Genomic DNA, 17,707 nt, shown 5'->3' with positions numbered 1-17,707 from the left:
GCACAAGGGTTTGATACATCGGTGCAAAACCGCCCCCTCGCGCAATCACCGCACGGCTTGCGTCTTGCCTTCCGAATCCGATTGCATGCTAGATTGGCACGCATTCCACGGCAGGAGGGAAGCATGGCCGATAACAAGGCAAAGCGCGGCGGGGCCGATCGGGCGCTGATTGCGCTCACCGAAAAATATGAAGTCGCCTACTGGTCGAAGAAGTTCAAGGTGACCCCGGCCAAGCTGAAATACGCCGTCAAGAAGGTCGGCCATTCCGCCAAGAAGGTCGAGGCGTATATCAAGCTCCAGAAGCACCGCGCCTCCGACAAAAGCCGGATCGCGCTAAGCGAGGCCTATGAGGTCCGCTACTGGTCGAAGAAATTCAAGATCACCCCGGCCAAGCTGAAGGCTGCCGTCGCCGCGGCCGGCCATTCCGCGAAGAAGGTCGGAGCCTATCTCGCCGCCCAGAAGGCGGCGAAGAAGGCCAAGAAGAAGACGACGAAGAAGGCAGCCAAGCGCAAGAAGGCCGCCTGAAATCCTCCTCCCGCGAGTTATGCCCTGCCGCGCCAGGAGCGCCAGTTTCGGGCGCGGCGACATGTTCGCCGCGCCCGCCTGTTTCGCCTGTTTAATTTATGCCGCGCGGATATTCGCCAGGAACTTGTCGACTTCCGTCTTGAGCCGATTGCTCTCGACCGACAGCGACTGCGCCGAGGACAACACCTGAGACGAGGCCGATCCGGTTTCCGAAGCGCCACGCTGCACGTCGGTGATATTGGAGGAAACATCCTGCGTGCCCTGCGCAGCCTGCTGCACGTTGCGTGAGATTTCCTGGGTCGCTGCGCCCTGCTCCTCCACAGCCGCTGCGACGGCAGCTGATATCTCGGACAGGCGGCCGATCGTGACTCCTATCGCCCCTATAGCAATCACGGATTCCTGTGTCGCCACCTGAATACCGGTGACCTGTTGGCTGATCTCTCCGGTCGCCCTGGCCGTCTGCTCGGCCAGCGCCTTCACCTCGGAGGCTACGACGGCGAAGCCCCGGCCGGCATCGCCGGCGCGCGCGGCCTCGATCGTCGCATTCAACGCCAGGAGGTTGGTCTGGCCTGCGATGGTATTGATCAACTCGACGACGTCGCCAATCCGAGTGGCAGCTCGCGACAATTCGCCGACACGGTCGTTGGTCTGCCGGGTCTGATTGACCGCCTCCGCTGCCATTTTGGCGGAGTCCTGCACGCGATGGCTGATCTCTGTCACCGACGAGGACATTTCCTCAGTCGCTGAGGCGACGGATTGGACGTTGGTGGACGCCTCTTCCGAAGCTGCTGCGACGGCAATCGACAGTTGTTGGGTTGAGTCAGCGGTGTTCGTCAGTGTTCTGGCAGAGGCTTCGAGTTCCGTCGCCGCGCAGGCGACGGTTTCGATGATGTTCCCCACGGCAACTTCAAACTCGCCCGCCAGCGCGTGCATGTCGGCCTGACGCTGAGCGGCGGCGCGCGCCTCCATATCTCTTTGCGCCTCACGATCGAAGCCGAGCTTGGCCTGCAGCGCCTGAAGGTTGCGCAACGCTACTCCGACCTCGTCATCTCGTTCAACATTGACGCGGCTATTGAAGACCCCTTGCGCGATCTTCGACATGATCTCGTTCAAATGAACGAGCGGCCTTGCGATCGCTCGGATGGTCGCAAAAGAGAAACAAGCAGCCAAGACCAAACCAAGGCATAGTGTGGCGATCACGGCTATCTTCGCAAAGAAAAACGCAGTCTCTGCCGCGTCGTACTCAGCCTTTGCTTCCTTGATTTGAATGGAGACCAGCCGATCCATGTCCGTCTTCGCAACACGGAAGAGTTCGGCTGCTCTGCCGGCCATATGGGCATTCAGCTCATCATATCTTTCATTGGCCAGCATCGCGAGTGCCGGCTTGAGGCCACGTTCGACGAACTCGATTCGCTTCGGGGTGAATGACTCCGCAACCGACTTCTCTTCCGGGGTTAGGTAGGTGGACATGTAGTCCGACCAGAGCTTGTTGATCCTTTCGATGTTGGCCGTGACGGCGCTCTGCACCTCTGCGAGATCGCGCCGGTTGCGCCCTTCGATGGCGGAGCGCAACATGACGAGCGAATTGTCCTGCATGCGATCGTTGATCTCGAAGAGTTGGGCAAGAGGAACCGAACGGTCTTCATAGATCGACTTGGCCCGCTGATTGCCCTCGCTCATACCGGCCAAGCCCACGACGCCGATGATCAACATCGCCGCAGCCAGTCCTCCGACCATTGTAGTCAGGCGAGCCTTGAAAGACCTCGTGAATGGAGCAAGAACGTCGAATATCGAGCGCCTGCGGATCATGCCCGCCTCGATCTTGAAGGCTCCCGCCTTCTTTTCGCGGATCGCGGCGTAGACCTGCTCGGCCTGTTCACGCTGCTCCCGGGGTAATTTGGTGCGAATTGACATGTAGCCAACCACACGATCACCCTCCCAGATCGGCGTAGCGCTTGCCAGCACCCAATAATAGTCGCCGTTCTTGCGCCGATTCTTAACAGCACCGGCCCATGGTTTTCCGCTCTTCAGCGTCTCCCAGAGATTGGAAAAGGCCTCAGGTGGCATATCCGGATGCCGCACGATGTTGTGAGGCTGTCCAATGAGGTCCTGTTCGGCGAATCCCGAGGCTTGGACAAATTGATCGTTGAAGTAGGTCAGTTTACCCTTGAGATCGGTCTTCGAGACGATCAGCGTCTCATCGGTCAGCGGGTATTCGGTGGCGGTAACAGGCAGATTGGTGCGCATCGTTATCTCTCGGGCGAATAAGGATATCGGCCATGGTCGAGGGGTGAGCCGGATTAGAGCAGCAGTATCTTCAGACGGGCGATCTCCAGCAGGCGCTGGGTGAGCTCGATCCGGTCGGCGAACTGCTGACGCGCCTCGATGTCGCGAATTCGCGATTCGATGGCGCGAGCGTGATGGATGGCGAGTTCAAACTGGCCGGTCAGCAGGCAAAGTGCATCCCGCGCACTCGCGCATAGTGCGGCGGCCCTAAGATGGGTCGACGACTCCGTGATTTCTTGCGGCGCCTCTCGGGCGCGATGCTTTGAGTGAAATTGAATGACATTGGTCATGCTGTATCCCGCGGCGGAGGTCCGTCGACGAGATCGCTAATATCCTAGTCGAGTTATCCATGCGTTTGACCGATCAACGACACTCTGGCCGTATTCTGTCACGCGCGTTAGGCCGACATTGATGTTCGACGGTAACAAGGGCAACTTCTCTAATTCGGAGCTAAACGGGCTATCGAAAATCGGCAATCGGCCGGGCGCCCGGCGGACCTGCCCGAACTGAGCGGCCCGATTTATTCAGGCCCGGTCGGGAAGCGTCGCACCCACATCGCATATTCGTCGGGAGCCTGACTTGGCTCCGTGAGCTCAGGAAGCCGCCGCGAAATTGCCTCAAGCCAACTCGACTATTAGGGCGAATTGAAAAGACAAGTTCAACGCGCCAGCCGATATGAAAGTGCCGGGCTGATACCAAGATGAAGAATTACCTCGCATTTCTCCTCGTTCTCACCGCCACGACCGCCTTCGCTCGCGGACCTTTGCCGGCCCGGTTGCCTTCGCCTTCCGATCTCGTCCCGACAGGCCTGACCGATTCCGACACCACGGCTGGCGGCACCGCGCGGCTGTGCGAGCAGGTCACCTTCTCCCGGGGCCTGCGCTACGGCGAGAGCGAGGCCAACGTGCTCGACGTCGCCGCCAGCACGACCAAGGCAGATACGCCGCGGCCGGTGCTGGTGTTCGTGGCCGGCGACACCTTCACCGGCGACCGCGCCGCGCCCGAGCTGTCGCACCAGATCCAGGACCAGGCGATGTGCTTTGCCGCCCGCAACGACATGATCGGGGTGCGCGTCAACTATCGGCTGGCTCCCGGCGCGACCTGGCCGATGGGGGCGACCGACGTGGCGGCGGCGCTGTCCTGGGTTCACGGCAATATCGACCTGTTCAACGGCGATGCCCGCGAGATCGTCGCGATCGGCTACGGCGCCGGCGCGTTCCATGTTGCAACCCTGCTGGCGCATCCCGAGCTCCAGGCCGACCGCGCCGATGTCGCGGCCGTCGTGCTGGTGTCCGGCATCTACCGCGCCGGCAAGGACGCCAGCGACAGCGAGAAGGCCTATCTCGGCGGCGACGCCAGCAAGTACAATGCGCGCTCGGTCTTCCCCGGCATCCTCAACGTCGATGTGCCGATCGTACTGGCCTGGGCCGCGGACGATTCCGCCGGTGTCGTGGCGCAGGGCGAGACCCTGAAGAAGACCCTCTGCGGCGCCGGCCACTGCCCGCGCGCCTCGCTGCTCCGCAGCCGCGACGGCATCGCCGCGGCGTTCGGCCTCGACGGCTCCGGCGACAGTCTTGCAGAACCGACAATGCTGCTGGTGAAGCAGCTGGAGGCGCGGGGGCTGCCTTAAGCGGGCGATTACCCTCGCCGTTTGACGGGGGACCCTCCCCTGGAGGGGGAGGGTCGGCTCACATGGAGCGCAGCGAAATGTGAGACGGGGTGGGGTGACAGTCTCTCCGCTCGAGAACCGCCCGAGTTGAGAGATCACCCCACCCCGCTCGCGCTTCGCGCGATCGACCCTCCCCCTCCAGGGGAGGGTAAGAGACACCATTCAGGCCCGCGCGCCTCACGCCGGCTTCAGCGAGGCCAGAGCGTTCTCCAGCAGCGAGCGCACGCGGGCGGCGTCGCCGGACTTCACCACGGCCGGATCCAGATAGAGCTCGAGGCCCGGCGCGCGCTCGGTGATGACGCCGCTGCGTTCCGCCGCCGCGTCGTTCAGCGCATCGACGGAATAGGGAATCACCTCGCGGCTGATGCCCTTCATCGTGATCGCGGGCAGCGCGTGGGCGCGGACGATGTCGCTGACCAGCGCAAAGGTCTCGTAGCTCAGCACGATGCCGCCGGGCTCGGCGATCGACTGCAGGCGCGCGGCGAGGTTCGCCTCCGCGCCGATGATCGTATAATCCATGCGATCGCTGCTGCCGAAATTGCCGACATTGCAATAGCCGGAATTGATGCCCATGCGCGAGCGGAACGGCTGCTCGATGCCGGACGCCCGCCATTTCGCATTCAGCTCGGCAAGGCGCTGCTGCATGCGCCAGGCCATCTGCAGGCAGGCCTGCGCATCGGCGCGATCGCCCCTGGTCTCGGGATCGCCGAAGAAGATCAGCATGGCGTCGCCGATGAACTTGTCGATGGTGCCGCCGTAGTCATGTGCGATCGCCGACATCTCGGTGAAATATTCGTTGAGGAGCTGGGTCAATTGCTCCGGCTGCAGCCGCTCGGCGGTCGCCGTGAAGTTCTGGATGTCGGAGAAGAAGATGGTGAGCTTCTTGCGCTCGGTGTGGATGGTGACGTCCTTCTGGCCGCTGAAAATGGATTTGTAGACCTGCGGCGGGATGTAGCGCGAGATCTTCATGGACAGCGAGGCGAGGAAATCGTTGGCGGATTCGAGCTCCCTGTTCATGCCCTTGATGCGCCTGGCCTGGCGGCGCTGCAGCGACAGGAACGACAGGCCGCAGCCCGCGGCGATCAGGAAATAGGCCAGCAGGAACTTGAACGAGAAGATGTTGGCGGCGATCGGCTGCGCGATGATCACCTCCTGGATGCCTCTGACATCGCCGACCTTCCAGTCCTTCTTGGGGCTTTCAGGGTGGCTGTTGTGACAGCTCACGCAGGCCGGGCCCATCGTGACGGGGGCGACCAGGCGGACCTTGTCGTTGAACAGCGAAGTCTCGGTCTCCACGATCTTCTGCTCGGGATCTTTCCGCAGCGCATCAAGCGCATCCTTCTCGAACTTGTCGAGCTGGTGCGGGGCGCGGTTCTGGAACGGGAAATCGGAGACGAAGCGATAGGTGATGTTCTCCTGCTGCGCGCCGATCACCCGTCCGAGTTCCAGCGACAGCGTCGCCGGGATCGGGATCGCGCCGGGCACGGACTCGTAATTATGCACGACCTTGGTGGTGCCATCGGGGTTGGCCAGCACGCGCCCGACCACGTTGGAGGCGTAATAGCCGCGCACGCTGGTGATGACCGAATTGAGATCGACCGCCTGCCGGCGCAGCGCCGTCTTGCTCAGCTCGGCCAGGTCCAGCCACACCGCGAGCGGCAAAGCAAGCAGGAGGAATACGATCACGGTGCCCGTGAGCAGGCCGCTCTTGCGCTGTTCTTCGGAGATTTCTTGTTTCACTCTGTGGCTCCGTTGTGTGCGATTTTGTCGCAAACCGGTCGGAATCTGCGGCAAGGATGCGGCGGCACAGAGCCAATAATCCACGGCCGGCGCAACCCCATTCTATGGTGGTCGGGCGGGACGGCTTTTCGTTTGATCACGGATGCTTAAGATCAGCGCCGACCTGCATCTGCCCCGCCGGGAGAAACCCATGACCTGTAACCTCCGTATCAAGCGCCTCACCGCGCGGCCCGTGATCGTGCCGATGAACCTGCCACTGCAGACCTCCACCGGATCAGTCGCCAGGGCGCCGCTGGTGCTGATCGACTGCGAGACCGACCAGGGCGCGGTCGGGCACGCCTATCTGTTTTCGATCACGCCGTCGGCCTTGAAGCCGCTGACGGCAATGGTCACGGAAATGTCAGAGCTGCTCGCCGGCGACGAGCTGCTGCCGTTCGAGATCGAACGCAAGCTGACCCAGCGCTTCACCCTGCTCGGCCTCGCCGGCCTGCAGCGGCTGGCGCAATCCGGCATCGACATGGCGGCATGGGACGCGCTCGCCCGAGCCAAGGGCCTGCCGCTGGCCCGGCTGCTCGGCGGCGCGCCGAAGCCGGTCAGGGCCTACAATTCGAAGGGGCTCGGCATCATGCCGGCAGGCGCCGCGGTCGAGGAGGCGCACAAGCTGCTGGCCGAAGGATTCCAGGCCGCCAAGATCCGCGTCGGCCGGCCCGATGCGCGCGAGGACCTCGCCGTCGTCCGCGCCGTGCGCAAGGCCGTCGGCGATCACGTGACGCTGATGTGCGACTACAACCAGGCGCTGACGGTGACCGAGGCAATCCGCCGCGGCGAGATGCTCGACGACGAGGGCCTCACCTGGATCGAGGAGCCGATCCGCCACGACGACTATGCTGGCTGCGCCCGCATCGCGGACGCGCTGCGCACTCCGGTCCAGATCGGCGAGAACTTTGACAGCGCCTTTTCGATGCAATCCGCGCTGTCGGCGGAGGCCTGCGACTACGTGATGCCCGACGTGCAGCGCATCGGCGGCGTCACCGGCTGGCTGCGCGCCGCCGCGCTCGCCCATGCCGCCGGCATCGAGATGTCCTCGCATCTGTTCTCGGAAGTCAGCGCGCATCTGCTTTGCGTGACGCCGACGGCGCATTGGCTGGAATATGTCGATTGGGCCGACGCGGTGCTGTCGACGCGGCTGACGATCAAGGACGGCTTTGCGCTGCCGAGCGAGGAGCCGGGCAACGGGATTGCATGGGACGAGGCGGCGGTCGAGAAATATCGCGTGACATAGACGTGCCGGTTACGACCGCACCGCGGCCATCATGTTCAACTCAACCGGAGCCCCGCGGGGCAGTTCTGCGACACCGACGGACGTGCGCGCGTGACGACCGCGATCGCCGAGGCGTTCGATCAGCCGGTCGGAGGCACCGTTCATGACCTGAGACTGCTGGGTAAATCCCGGCGCCGAGGCAATGTATCCAACGAGCTGCAGGACCTGCACGATTCTGTCCTCTCCACCCGTCGCGTGGTTGATGGCAGCAATGCAGAGATCGGCGCAGAGGGCGGCAGCTTCCTGCGCGGCCGCGATATCGACGCCTGCTCCGACCTTGCCCTGATACAGCAGGTCTTCGCCGCGGCGCGGCAGCTGGCCGCTGACATACGCAATCCCGCCATGGATGATCACCGGCAGATAGTTGCCGCCGGGCTTGTTCACGCTGCTCATCTCGGTCACCTCCTTCTTTGCTCTTCGCCGTGGTGGACGGCCGGACAGTGGCAGGCGGGGAGTCGCCGATCAAGACGGCGCATTGCACGACGGTGGCGCGCGCTATAACGATCCTCGATGACTGCCTGGCGCCCACATTCCCACATCCGCGTCGTCGCGCTCGGACTGCACTGGCGCGACGGCCGGCTGCTCGCAGCCGAGGTTCGCGATGATGCGAACCGGATCAAGGGCGTGCGCCCGCTCGGCGGCGAGATCGAGTTCGGCGAGAGCTGGCGCACTGCCCTGATGCGCGAGTTCAACGAGGAGCTCGGCATCGACGTCAGCATCACGGGCGGGCCGCTGGTGATGGAGAACATCTTCGTGCACGAGGGAGCGACCGGCCACGAGGTCATGTTCATCGTGGAGGTCGCATTCCCGGATGGTGCATTCGCCGGCCAGGACCGCATCGACTTCCGCGAGGACAACGGTGAAGAGATCGTCGCCCGCTGGTTCGACCTTTCCGAGCTCGACGCCGAGGATGGGCCGAAACTTTTTCCCACGGGATTGAAAGGCCTGCTGCTTGGGCCGAAACGAGGATGAGGGCTGCGCCCCGTCATTTCCACATTTTGGAGAGGTGAGCCCCAGTCCGTCTACGCTCTTCGAGCTTCGCCGGACACGCTTCCCCTTGAAATCGTGGCTTGCCGAGCCGTCGCTCGCGGCGGCAGCCCGCCTGCGCCCGTTGGGCTGGCTCAGCCTGTTCGACTGAGGGGAGCAAGGTGCACCAGTCCGTCTACGCTCTTCGAGCTACGCCGGACACGCTTCGCATTATAATCGTGGCTTGCCGAGCCGTAGCTCGCGGCGGCAGCCCGCCTGCGCCCGTTGGGCTTCGGCGCGGCATCCTTCCCTCGCTTCGCGAGCGAAGGATGGTGGGCGCGACAGGGATCGAACCTGTGACCCCTACCATGTCAAGGTAGTGCTCTCCCGCTGAGCTACGCGCCCTCTTAGTCCACTTGCGTCGGGTGGGGTCCCTATAACGGACGAGGGGACCCTGTGCAAGGACGGAACAAGGCCGATTTAGGCGGCCAGCATCTTGTTCACTTCGCTGACCAATTCACGCAGATGCACGGGCTTGGACAGCACCTTGGCGTTCTTGGGGGCGTCCGAATCCGAGTTCAGGGCGACCGCGGCGAAGCCGGTGATGAACATGATCTTGATGTCGGGATCGAGTTCCGAGGCCCGGCGGGCCAGCTCGATGCCATCCATCTCCGGCATCACGATGTCGGTGAGCAGCATCTCGAACGGCTCTTCCCGCAGCCGTTGATAGGCGGCCATGCCGTTGTCATGGGACGAGACCTGAAAACCGGCGTTTTCCAGCGCCTTGACCAGGAAACGGCGCATGTCGTTGTCGTCTTCGGCGAGCAGGATCTTTGGCATGGCAGGATTCGTCGCATCCCCAGAGGATATCAGCAGAGATCACTAAGCCCGACAGAGGGTAAATTTGGGGTGAAAATCTTTACCCTGAGCCGGCCGCGCTGCCGCACTCTTGTGAACCGGAAAACGGCTCGAAGCAATCGAGCCCCGCCGGCCCGTCCCAGCCTCCCTGCCCACACGGTTAAGACGTGTTCCAATGACCATCACATCTTTTCGCTTGGCAGAATGGTTGCGATTCCGGACAATGACGACACATAAGAGCCGCTCGATCGGCCGAATCGATGCGGTCTGGCCACTGCCAGATCCCGGCGCGAAGGGACGAAGCCTGAGAAGATGACCCGGTTTGACGGCGAGATGTCGCCAGCCTTCGAGATCGTTGAGCCCGCGCAATGGCGCGCGCCTGTCATCTTCAACTCGCCCCATTCCGGCTCGACCTATCCGGACGAATTCCTCGCGGCGTCCAGGATCGACCTGCCGACGCTGCGGCGGTCCGAAGATTCCTTCATGGACGAGCTGATCGGCCATCTCAGCGAGCGCGGCTTCCCGACCGTGCGGGTCAACTTTCCCCGCTCCTATGTCGACGTCAACCGCGAGCCCTATGAGCTCGATCCCCGCATGTTCAGCGGACGGCTGCCGAGCTTTGCCAATACCCGCTCAATGCGGGTCGCCGGCGGCCTCGGCACCATTCCGCGCGTGGTCGGCGACGGCCAGGAGATCTACCGCGAGCGCCTCCTGGTCGACGATGCGCTGGGGCGGATCGAGACGCTGTACAAGCCCTACCACCGCGCGCTGCGCCGGCTGATCAACAAGGTGCACCAGATGTTCGGCACCGTGGTGCTGGTCGACTGTCATTCGATGCCTTCGGTCGGCGTGAGCAGGGACGAGCCGCGCCGGCCCGACGTCGTGATCGGCGACCGCTACGGCACGAGCTGCACCCCGCTGCTGCCGGACCGGGTCGAGGAGACCATGACCGGACTCGGCTATTCGATCGGCCGCAACAAGCCCTATGCCGGCGGCTTCATCACCGAGCATTACGGCAATCCCGCGAGCGGCCTGCACGCGGTGCAGCTCGAGCTCAATCGCGCGATCTACATGGATGAGCGGCGGCGCGAGCGAAGTGCACGCTTTACGCAAGTGGCGTCCGACTTCGGTGTTCTCGCCGACGTGCTGGCGACCACGATTCCGTTCGGCGATCTCGGCCCGTTCCAGGCCGCGGCGGAATAAGCCCCGGCTTTTCTTCGACGGATCATGGTGTCGTTGACCGGCGCGAACGCGTCTTCGCTTCGCTTTCGCTGCGCACTTCGAAACGAAAACAGGAGCGCCAAGAAAAAAGGGCCGCTTCTAATGAAGAAGCGGCCCAAGTCTAGGGAGGAAACGCCCAAGGAGGGCAGCGGTAACGCGAGAAGCGCTACCGCACCGCAACAATATGCGACCGCGCCGCACAAAGCGCAAGGACTTTTGAGCCGTTTCCCATGCAATATGCACATGGCTCAATTGCTTCCACGGAAACCCAGATTCAGTTTCTTTGATAAGGAATTTCAATAGGTTGATAGTCATTTGCATACCAACAGGGCATGTTCGGAACTAAGTTTTCAACGCTATGATCGATATTTGGCCAGCGGATAACTTTGGCGGGCACCGGGCTTCGGCATCCAAAATACCAGGGTGCAAATCCAAGACAGCGCTGCACGCGGGCGGCGAATTGAGCTACGCAGGAGAGAGCTTCATTCCACTTTCGCTTTGAGGATTCGGCCTGTGACGGTGATCGACTTCTCCGCCTTCATCGGACGGCTTGCCACCGCCTCCGGCGAAACCATCCTGCCGTTCTTCCGCACCTCGCTGTCGATCGACGACAAGAGCAAGACCCGGGAATTCGACCCGGTCACGGAGGCCGATCGCGCCGCGGAGGCGGTGATGCGGCGGCTGATCAAGGCCAACTTCCCCCAGCACGGCATCGTCGGCGAGGAATTCGGCAACGAGCGCGAGGACGCCGATTATGTCTGGGTGCTCGACCCCATCGACGGCACCAAATCCTTCATCGGCGGCTTCCCGATCTGGGGCACGCTGATCGCACTGCTGCACAAGGGCGCGCCGGTCTATGGCATGATGCACCAGCCCTTCATCGGCGAGCGCTTCTCCGGCGACAACGGCTCGGCCACCTATAACGGCCCTTCCGGCGAGCGTCGGCTCCAGGTCCGCCGCTGCGCCTCGCTTTCGGAAGCCACGACCTACACCACCAGCCCGCTGCTGATGAACGAGCGCGACCGCGCCATTTTCAGCCGCATCGAGAAGGGCGCACGCCTGTCGCGCTATGGCGGCGACTGCTACTCCTATTGCATGCTGGCGGCAGGCCATGTCGATCTCGTGGTCGAGACCGAGCTCAAGCCTTACGATATCGCGGCGCTGATCCCGATCGTGACCGGCGCCGGCGGCGTCGTCACCACCTGGGAAGGCAAGCCGGCCCAGGGCGGCGGCCGCATCCTCGCGGCCGGGGACGCCAGGGTCCACGAAGAGGCACTGAAACTGCTCAACGGTTAAAAAAGGACTGGGAGCCTGCATGAAAACCTGCCGCACGCTCCTGCTCACATGCCTGCTTCTGCTGCCGACGCTGGCATTCGCGCAGAATTTTCCCACCAAGCCGATCAAGCTGATCGTGCCGTTCCCGGCCGGCGGGCCCAACGACATCATCGCGCGTGTGATCGGCCACCGCATGTCGGAATTGTCAGGCCAGCCGGTGCTGATCGACAATCGCGCCGGCCAGGGCGGCGTGCTCGGCACCGATGCGGTGTCGAAGGCCGCGCCGGACGGTTACACCATCGCGATTTCCAGCGCCGGCGCGCTTGCGATCAGCCCGAGCATGGAGAAGGTCGCCTACGACACGCTGACCGATCTCACGCCGGTGACGCTGGTCGCGACCGTGCCGGAAATGCTCGTGGTCGCCACCAACGTGCCGGCAAAGGACATCGGCGAGCTGATCGCGCTGGCAAAATCACAGCCCGGCAGGCTCAACTTCGCCTCCTCCGGCCCCGGCAGCCTGCCGCACCTCGCCGGCGAATTGTTCAAGCTGACGGCCAAGATCGACATCGTGCATGTGCCCTATCGCGGGGCGGCGCCGGCGGTGAACGACCTGCTCGGCCAGCAGGTGCAGATGACGTTCCTCGATCTCCCCGTGCTGCTGCCGCAGGTCAAGGCGGGCGCGTTGCGGCCGATCGCGATCGGCTCGGCCGCGCGCGCGCCGACGGCACCCGATGTGCCGGCGCTCTCGGAAGCCGGTTTTCCCGATCTGCGCGTCGAGAACTGGTACGGCATGGTCGCGCCGAAGGGCACGCCGAACGAGATCGTCGCGGCGCTGCATGCTCTCGCCACCAAGGCCATGGCGGATCCGGCAGTGAAGGAAAAGCTCGCGGCGCAAGGCGCGACGCTGGTCGGCGACGAGCCGGGGCATTTTCGCGCATTTATCGCGGACGAGACGAAGAAGTGGGCGAAGGTGATCAAGGACGCCGGGGTGGAGACGGCGAAGTAGCTCTCTTACCCTCCCCTAGAGGGGGAGGGTCGATTGCGCGCAGCGCGAGCGGGGTGGGGTGATCTCTCCCCTCGGGCAGTGTTCGATGCCGAGAGACCGTCACCCCACCCCGTCTCACATTTTCGCTACGCTCAATGTGAGCCGACCCTCCCCCTCCAGGGGAGGGTAAGAGTCCTCCTCACACCGCCTCCGCCCTCAAATGCTCTACCAGCAGCTTCGCCGGCCGCGGCAGCGCCTTGAAGCTGCGCGCGCAGATCACGAGCCTGCGGTTGGCGAAGGCATCGCGCAGGCGGACGATAGCGAGCGGCATCAGCTTGGCGCAGCGGCGGGCTGCGGCTTCGGGCACGAGGGCAACGCCGACATCGGCGGCGACCATCTGGCAGATCGCGTCGAAATCCCGCAGGCGCGCGCGGAAATGCGGGCGCATGCCGAGCCTCGCCGCGTGCTTCGAAATATGCATCTGGAGCGCGGTGGCGCTGGTGAGGCCGACGAAGTCGCACGCCCCCGCTTCCTGGAAATCGATCTGGCGGCGGCCGGCGAACGGGCCGCGTTTCGACGTCACCAGCGCCAGGCGGTCCTCGCTGAACAGGAAGCGCTCGATGTGGTCGGGCAGCGCGTGCTCGGCGGCGAAGCCGAGATCGGCCGCGCCCGCGGTGATCGCGGCTGCGATGTCGGTGCTTTCGCGCTCCTCGATGTCGACCGCGATGTCGCGATGCTCGCGCAGGAAGCCGGCGAGCGCCTTGGGCAGATGCTCCGACAGGCCCGACGTGTTGGCGAGGAAATGCACGCTGGCGCGCACGCCGGAGGCAAAGCCGGCCAGATCGCCGCGCATGGCGTCGATCTGGTGGATCACCAGCCGCGCATGGTCGAGCAGGCTCTCGCCGGCCGCGGTCAGCTCGACGCCGCGCCGGCCGCGCTTGAGCAGCGCGACGCCGAGCGCGTCCTCGAGCCCCTTGATGCGCGCGCTGGCCGAGGCCAGCGCCAGATGCGACCGCTCCGCGCCGCGGGTGATGCTGCGCTGGTCGGCGACCGCGATGAAGAGCTGGAGGTCGACGAGGTCGAAACGCATGTCAAGTCTCCATGGCGGGTCTCCGCAGACTTCGTCTGGAACGAAGGCTTACTCCGTAACCTCCAGATTGTGCGCCGGCGCGGCTTCGGTCAATGTGCCCGGATGATCGACCCGCTTCTCATCCTCATCGCCGCCGTCTTCCTCCTCGCCGGATTCGTCAAGGGCGTGGTCGGCCTCGGCCTGCCGACGGTGTCCATGGGCCTGCTCGCGGTCAGCATGGCGCCCAGCCGGGCGATCGCCATCGTCATCGTGCCCGCCATCGTCACCAACATCTGGCAGACCTTCGTCGGTCCTTATCTGCGCGACATCCTGAGGCGGCTGTGGCCGCTGATGATCGGCACCGTGATCGGCTGCTGGCTCAATGCCGGCGCGCTGACCGGCCCGCATGCCCGCTACGGCACGATCGTGCTCGGCGTGCTCCTGGTGATCTACGCCATCATCGGGCTGAACAAATTCCAGTTCCACGTCGCGCCCAAGAACGAGAAATGGATCGGCGGCGTGGTCGGTGTCGTCACCGGCGTGATCTCGGCCTCGACAGGCGTGCAAGTGATCCCCTCGATGCCGTTCATGCAGGCGATCGGCATGGAAAAGGACGAGCTGGTGCAGGCGCTCGGCGTGTTCTTCACGACGGCAACGCTGGCGCTCGCCTTCAACCTCACCGCCAGCGGATTGCTGACGCCGGCCAATGCCGTGCCCGGTGCCGTTGGCATGGCCATGGCCTTTGCCGGCATGTTCATCGGCCAATCGGTGCGCGCACGAATGCCGGCCGAAGCGTTCCGCCGCTGGTTCCTGATCGCGATGATCCTGCTCGGCTTCTATCTCGCCGGCAGCGCACTGATGAAGGAGTTTGCATAAGGCAGAACGTAGGGTGGGCAAAGCGACTTGTACGCCGTAGCTCGCAGAGCGAAGGCGGAAGCGTGCCCACGCATTTTTCGTGACCGAAAGAGGTGGTGGGCACGGCGCAAGTGCGCCTTTGCCCACCCTACGCAGCTTCCCTCATTCGTTCGAACGAGCTTACCGCGTCTCCAGCATGGCGACGCGGATGCCGAGATAGATGAAGAGGCAGCCCAAGCCGCGGTTGACCCAGGCGATCACGCCTTCGGACTCGCGCAGGCGGTGGGCGGCTTTGGCCGCGAACGCGGCCAGCACCAGGCACCAAAGCGTCCCCGTAAAGATGAAGATCAGGCCGAGCGCCAGAAAGGCGAGCGGCTTGTGGGTCGCATCGGCTGCGACGAATTGCGGCAGGAAGGCCAGGAAGAACAGCGCGACCTTGGGATTGAGCGCGTTGGTGAAGACCCCCTGGAGGAAGACCCGCCGCAGCGAGCTCCGCACCGGCTCGTCGAGCGCCGCCGCCAGCACCGGGCGCGACCACAGCATCTGCAGCCCGGTGAGCACGAGATAGGCCGCGCCGACCAGCTTCAGGATCGAGAAGGCGGTCGACGAGGCCATCAGCAGGGCCGAAAGGCCGATCGCAGCGGCCGCGACATGGACAAAACAGCCGCAACTGATGCCGAATGCGGCCGCGGCTCCGCCCCGCCAGCCCATCTGCATGCTGCGGCCGATGACGTAGACGGAATCAGGCCCCGGCGTGATGTTGAGCAGCACGCCCGACAGGATGAAAAGCCAGATTTCGTGAATGCCCAGCATGCAAGGTGCCTCTGCTGCCGCCGTCCGGGCGGTCGCAGTTCCGCTTAGTCGGTTCGCCCCTCGCCGTCCACCGGCGGGGTTGCGTAGGATTTACCTCGAATTTGCAAGGCGGATCATACTTCCGCTCGGCCGCATCTGCATTATAAAGGCTGGTTCTTGAAATGCGGGATTCGGGGCGACTGCCACGCTGCGGCCGGTTTGCCTTCCCTTGGAGCTCCGGGACTATGGAAAGACGTCTGGCTGCCATCGTCTGCGCCGATGTCGCCGGCTATTCGCGCATGATGGGCAGCGACGAGGCCGGCACCCATGCTGCCTTCAAGGCCCATCGCAGCGCGATCCATCCCATCATCCTCAATCACGGCGGCCGCGTCGTGAAGAACACCGGCGACGGCTTCCTGCTGGAGTTCCCTTCGATCGTCGGGGCCGCAGAGGCCGCCATCGCGATGCAGACGCTGATGGCGGAGCGTAACCGCCACCTGCCGGCCGACCGCACCATGCAGTTCCGCCTCGGCATCCACATGGGCGACGTCATCGCCGACGAAGACGAAGTTTTCGGTGACGACGTCAACATTGCAGTCCGGCTGGAATCGGTGGCAAGCCCAGGCGGCTTTGCGATCTCGGCCAAGGCCTACAAGGAGGCGAGCAAGCATCTCCCCGTGCCGCTGGTCGATGCCGGCAATCATCGCTTCAAGAACATCAAGGACCCGGTCGGGGTCTGGACCTGGACAGCCGAGGGTGCGCCGGCGCTCGCGCCCGAGCTTCGGGAGGCATCCACCCTCTCGCAACAGTACCGCACCGCGATCGTCGGCGTGCTGCCCTTCGCCAATCTCAGCGATGCCCAGGACGAATATTTCTCCGACGGCCTCACCGAGGATCTGATCCACGCGCTGTCGCTGCAATCCTTCTATCGCGTGCTGAGCCGTAACTCGACCTTCCCTTTCAAGGGCAGGAACACCAGCACCCGCCTGATCGCACGCGAGATCGACGCCACCTATTTGATCCAGGGTTCGGTGCGGCGCGCCGGAGCCAAGATCCGCGTCACCGCCGAGCTGATCGCGCCGGAGACCGGCGAGCAGCTCTGGACCGGCCGCTACGACCGCGACATCGGCGACTTCTTCGCGATGCAGGACGAGATCACGACCAATCTGTCCGCTGCCATCGCCACCGAGATCGTCCGGGCGGAAGCCTCGGCGCCCGCGCGGCTCTCGACGGACGTCACCGCCTGGGATCGCTTCCTCAAGGGACTGTCGCACTACTATCGGCAGACCAAGGAGGACCTGACTGCCGCCATCGACCTGTTCCGGGAAGCCATCAGTGTCGATCCCAAACTGTCGATCGCGCATGCCTATCTCGCCACGATCCAGATCCAGAGCATCCAGTTCGGCTGGATCAAGGGCACGCGCGAGATGTGGGCCGAGGCAATGAACCTGGCTGAGACCAGCGTCCGGCTCGACCCGCGCTCCTCCTTCGCGTTCTCGATCCTGTCCTGGACGCACGCATTGGAGGGGCATTACGAAGCCGCGATGGACGCGGCCAAGCGCGCGGTCGCGCTCAATCCCTACGACAACGGCGCGCGCGGCGTGCTGGGCATCTGCCATTTCGTCATCGGCGAGCACCGGGAGGCGATCGAGCTGTTCTCGATGGCCGCGCAGCGCGACAACAGCGACCCGCGTTACCAATGGGCGGCGCTGAACGCCTTCAGTCATTATCTGTTGCGCCAATATGACGCGACCCTGTCATGGGCGCGCGAGCAGCTCTACATCAACCCGAACCACATGCAGGCGCTGGCGATCCGCGCCGCGGCCCTGGCACAATTGGGGCGGACCGCCGAGGCGAGCGAGGCGACCGGCGTGCTGATGGGCAACTACCCGACCCTCAATGTCGATCGTCACTTGCGCAACTTCCACTGGAAACGGCCCGAGGATCTCGCCCACTATCGCGAGGGACTGCTGAAGGCCGGCGTGCCGCTCGCCAAGCTGACCCTGATTCAGAGCGACGTCAAACGCGCCGCCGAATCCTGACGGCCGGAAGAACCTGCTCTTGTTGACAGGACAGTGAAATGGACCACACTTCGCCACACGCTGAAGTAGTATAGTCCGCTGTCGGTTTGTTAGGATTTTCCGC

Annotated in this window: 16 protein-coding genes and 1 tRNA gene; 9 read left to right on the top strand and 8 right to left on the bottom strand. The window is 64.0% G+C overall.

The window, feature by feature from the left end; all coding sequences use genetic code 11:
• Positions 1 to 123: 123 nt before the first annotated feature.
• On the top strand, positions 124 to 525 hold the full coding sequence (locus CIT40_RS05125; protein WP_094896040.1) for a DUF3606 domain-containing protein: 402 nt from the start codon (positions 124 to 126) through the stop codon (positions 523 to 525).
• Positions 526 to 621: 96 nt separating this feature from the next.
• On the opposite strand, the gene CIT40_RS05120 is transcribed toward CIT40_RS05125, so the two are convergent.
• The gene (locus CIT40_RS05120; protein ID WP_094896020.1) at positions 622 to 2,772 is read right to left on the bottom strand and encodes a methyl-accepting chemotaxis protein; all 2,151 of its coding nucleotides are present in this window, start codon (positions 2,770 to 2,772) and stop codon (positions 622 to 624) included.
• A 53-nt stretch (positions 2,773 to 2,825) separates the two neighbouring features.
• Positions 2,826 to 3,101, bottom strand: a complete 276-nt coding sequence (locus CIT40_RS05115) for a hypothetical protein (protein ID WP_094896019.1) — start codon at positions 3,099 to 3,101, stop codon at positions 2,826 to 2,828.
• Positions 3,102 to 3,511: 410 nt separating this feature from the next.
• On the opposite strand from CIT40_RS05115, the gene CIT40_RS05110 reads away from it, so the two are divergent.
• Entirely contained in the window at positions 3,512 to 4,441 is a 930-nt protein-coding gene (locus tag CIT40_RS05110) for an alpha/beta hydrolase (RefSeq protein ID WP_094896018.1), read from the top strand.
• Positions 4,442 to 4,657: 216 nt separating this feature from the next.
• Here the strand turns inward: CIT40_RS05110 and CIT40_RS05105 are convergent, their stop codons facing one another.
• Entirely contained in the window at positions 4,658 to 6,220 is a 1,563-nt protein-coding gene (locus CIT40_RS05105; protein ID WP_094896017.1) for an adenylate/guanylate cyclase domain-containing protein, read from the bottom strand.
• Positions 6,221 to 6,410: 190 nt separating this feature from the next.
• Between CIT40_RS05105 and CIT40_RS05100 the strand changes: the two genes are divergently transcribed.
• Positions 6,411 to 7,502, top strand: coding sequence for an enolase C-terminal domain-like protein (locus CIT40_RS05100; RefSeq protein ID WP_094896039.1), 1,092 nt, complete (start codon positions 6,411 to 6,413; stop codon positions 7,500 to 7,502).
• 9 nt (positions 7,503 to 7,511) lie between these two features.
• On the opposite strand, the gene CIT40_RS05095 is transcribed toward CIT40_RS05100, so the two are convergent.
• Entirely contained in the window at positions 7,512 to 7,934 is a 423-nt protein-coding gene (locus tag CIT40_RS05095) for a RidA family protein (RefSeq protein ID WP_094896038.1), read from the bottom strand.
• A 117-nt stretch (positions 7,935 to 8,051) separates the two neighbouring features.
• Here CIT40_RS05095 and CIT40_RS05090 point away from each other — a divergent pair, with 117 nt between their 5' ends.
• Entirely contained in the window at positions 8,052 to 8,513 is a 462-nt protein-coding gene (locus CIT40_RS05090) for an NUDIX hydrolase (RefSeq protein ID WP_094896016.1), read from the top strand.
• A gap of 324 nt (positions 8,514 to 8,837) precedes the next feature.
• Here CIT40_RS05090 and CIT40_RS05085 read toward each other — a convergent pair.
• A tRNA-Val gene (locus CIT40_RS05085) sits at positions 8,838 to 8,912 on the bottom strand.
• A gap of 75 nt (positions 8,913 to 8,987) precedes the next feature.
• Entirely contained in the window at positions 8,988 to 9,347 is a 360-nt protein-coding gene (gene cpdR / locus CIT40_RS05080; RefSeq protein WP_007597092.1) for a cell cycle two-component system response regulator CpdR, read from the bottom strand.
• A gap of 330 nt (positions 9,348 to 9,677) precedes the next feature.
• On the opposite strand from cpdR, the gene CIT40_RS05075 reads away from it, so the two are divergent.
• From CIT40_RS05075 to CIT40_RS05065, 3 genes are all read left to right on the top strand, one after another.
• Positions 9,678 to 10,568: an N-formylglutamate amidohydrolase gene (locus tag CIT40_RS05075; RefSeq protein WP_094896014.1), complete on the top strand. Its 891-nt coding sequence runs from the start codon at positions 9,678 to 9,680 to the stop codon at positions 10,566 to 10,568.
• Between the two features lie 531 nt (positions 10,569 to 11,099).
• A complete protein-coding gene (gene hisN / locus CIT40_RS05070; protein WP_094896013.1) occupies positions 11,100 to 11,882 on the top strand; it encodes a histidinol-phosphatase in 783 nt (260 codons plus the stop codon).
• 19 nt (positions 11,883 to 11,901) lie between these two features.
• A complete protein-coding gene (locus CIT40_RS05065) occupies positions 11,902 to 12,867 on the top strand; it encodes a Bug family tripartite tricarboxylate transporter substrate binding protein (protein WP_094896012.1) in 966 nt (321 codons plus the stop codon).
• 178 nt (positions 12,868 to 13,045) lie between these two features.
• Here CIT40_RS05065 and CIT40_RS05060 read toward each other — a convergent pair whose 3' ends face one another.
• Positions 13,046 to 13,936: a LysR substrate-binding domain-containing protein gene (locus CIT40_RS05060; RefSeq protein ID WP_094896011.1), complete on the bottom strand. Its 891-nt coding sequence runs from the start codon at positions 13,934 to 13,936 to the stop codon at positions 13,046 to 13,048.
• A gap of 102 nt (positions 13,937 to 14,038) precedes the next feature.
• On the opposite strand from CIT40_RS05060, the gene CIT40_RS05055 reads away from it, so the two are divergent.
• Positions 14,039 to 14,791, top strand: a complete 753-nt coding sequence (locus tag CIT40_RS05055; RefSeq protein ID WP_094896010.1) for a sulfite exporter TauE/SafE family protein — start codon at positions 14,039 to 14,041, stop codon at positions 14,789 to 14,791.
• Positions 14,792 to 14,950: 159 nt separating this feature from the next.
• Here CIT40_RS05055 and CIT40_RS05050 read toward each other — a convergent pair whose 3' ends face one another.
• Positions 14,951 to 15,583, bottom strand: coding sequence for a LysE family translocator (locus CIT40_RS05050; protein ID WP_094896009.1), 633 nt, complete (start codon positions 15,581 to 15,583; stop codon positions 14,951 to 14,953).
• 224 nt (positions 15,584 to 15,807) lie between these two features.
• Here CIT40_RS05050 and CIT40_RS05045 point away from each other — a divergent pair, with 224 nt between their 5' ends.
• On the top strand, positions 15,808 to 17,604 hold the full coding sequence (locus CIT40_RS05045; protein ID WP_162307357.1) for an adenylate/guanylate cyclase domain-containing protein: 1,797 nt from the start codon (positions 15,808 to 15,810) through the stop codon (positions 17,602 to 17,604).
• Positions 17,605 to 17,707: the final 103 nt, after the last annotated feature.

The organism is Bradyrhizobium amphicarpaeae, from assembly GCF_002266435.3.
Classification (GTDB): domain Bacteria; phylum Pseudomonadota; class Alphaproteobacteria; order Rhizobiales; family Xanthobacteraceae; genus Bradyrhizobium; species Bradyrhizobium amphicarpaeae.
This window is presented reverse-complemented; position numbering and strand designations above follow the sequence as displayed.

What these genes read in the sequence shown, in the direction of transcription:
- CIT40_RS05120 (WP_094896020.1), bottom strand. Translation starts at nt 2,772, where the DNA reads ATGCGCACCAATCTGCCTGTTACCGCCACCGAATACCCGCTGACCGAT.
- CIT40_RS05125 (WP_094896040.1), top strand. Translation starts at nt 124, where the DNA reads ATGGCCGATAACAAGGCAAAGCGCGGCGGGGCCGATCGGGCGCTGATT.
- CIT40_RS05045 (WP_162307357.1), top strand. Translation starts at nt 15,808, where the DNA reads ATGGAAAGACGTCTGGCTGCCATCGTCTGCGCCGATGTCGCCGGCTAT.
- CIT40_RS05110 (WP_094896018.1), top strand. Translation starts at nt 3,512, where the DNA reads ATGAAGAATTACCTCGCATTTCTCCTCGTTCTCACCGCCACGACCGCC.
- CIT40_RS05115 (WP_094896019.1), bottom strand. Translation starts at nt 3,101, where the DNA reads ATGACCAATGTCATTCAATTTCACTCAAAGCATCGCGCCCGAGAGGCG.
- CIT40_RS05055 (WP_094896010.1), top strand. Translation starts at nt 14,039, where the DNA reads ATGATCGACCCGCTTCTCATCCTCATCGCCGCCGTCTTCCTCCTCGCC.
- CIT40_RS05095 (WP_094896038.1), bottom strand. Translation starts at nt 7,934, where the DNA reads ATGAGCAGCGTGAACAAGCCCGGCGGCAACTATCTGCCGGTGATCATC.
- CIT40_RS05075 (WP_094896014.1), top strand. Translation starts at nt 9,678, where the DNA reads ATGACCCGGTTTGACGGCGAGATGTCGCCAGCCTTCGAGATCGTTGAG.
- CIT40_RS05050 (WP_094896009.1), bottom strand. Translation starts at nt 15,583, where the DNA reads ATGCTGGGCATTCACGAAATCTGGCTTTTCATCCTGTCGGGCGTGCTG.
- CIT40_RS05090 (WP_094896016.1), top strand. Translation starts at nt 8,052, where the DNA reads ATGACTGCCTGGCGCCCACATTCCCACATCCGCGTCGTCGCGCTCGGA.
- CIT40_RS05100 (WP_094896039.1), top strand. Translation starts at nt 6,411, where the DNA reads ATGACCTGTAACCTCCGTATCAAGCGCCTCACCGCGCGGCCCGTGATC.
- CIT40_RS05060 (WP_094896011.1), bottom strand. Translation starts at nt 13,936, where the DNA reads ATGCGTTTCGACCTCGTCGACCTCCAGCTCTTCATCGCGGTCGCCGAC.
- CIT40_RS05065 (WP_094896012.1), top strand. Translation starts at nt 11,902, where the DNA reads ATGAAAACCTGCCGCACGCTCCTGCTCACATGCCTGCTTCTGCTGCCG.
- cpdR (WP_007597092.1), bottom strand. Translation starts at nt 9,347, where the DNA reads ATGCCAAAGATCCTGCTCGCCGAAGACGACAACGACATGCGCCGTTTC.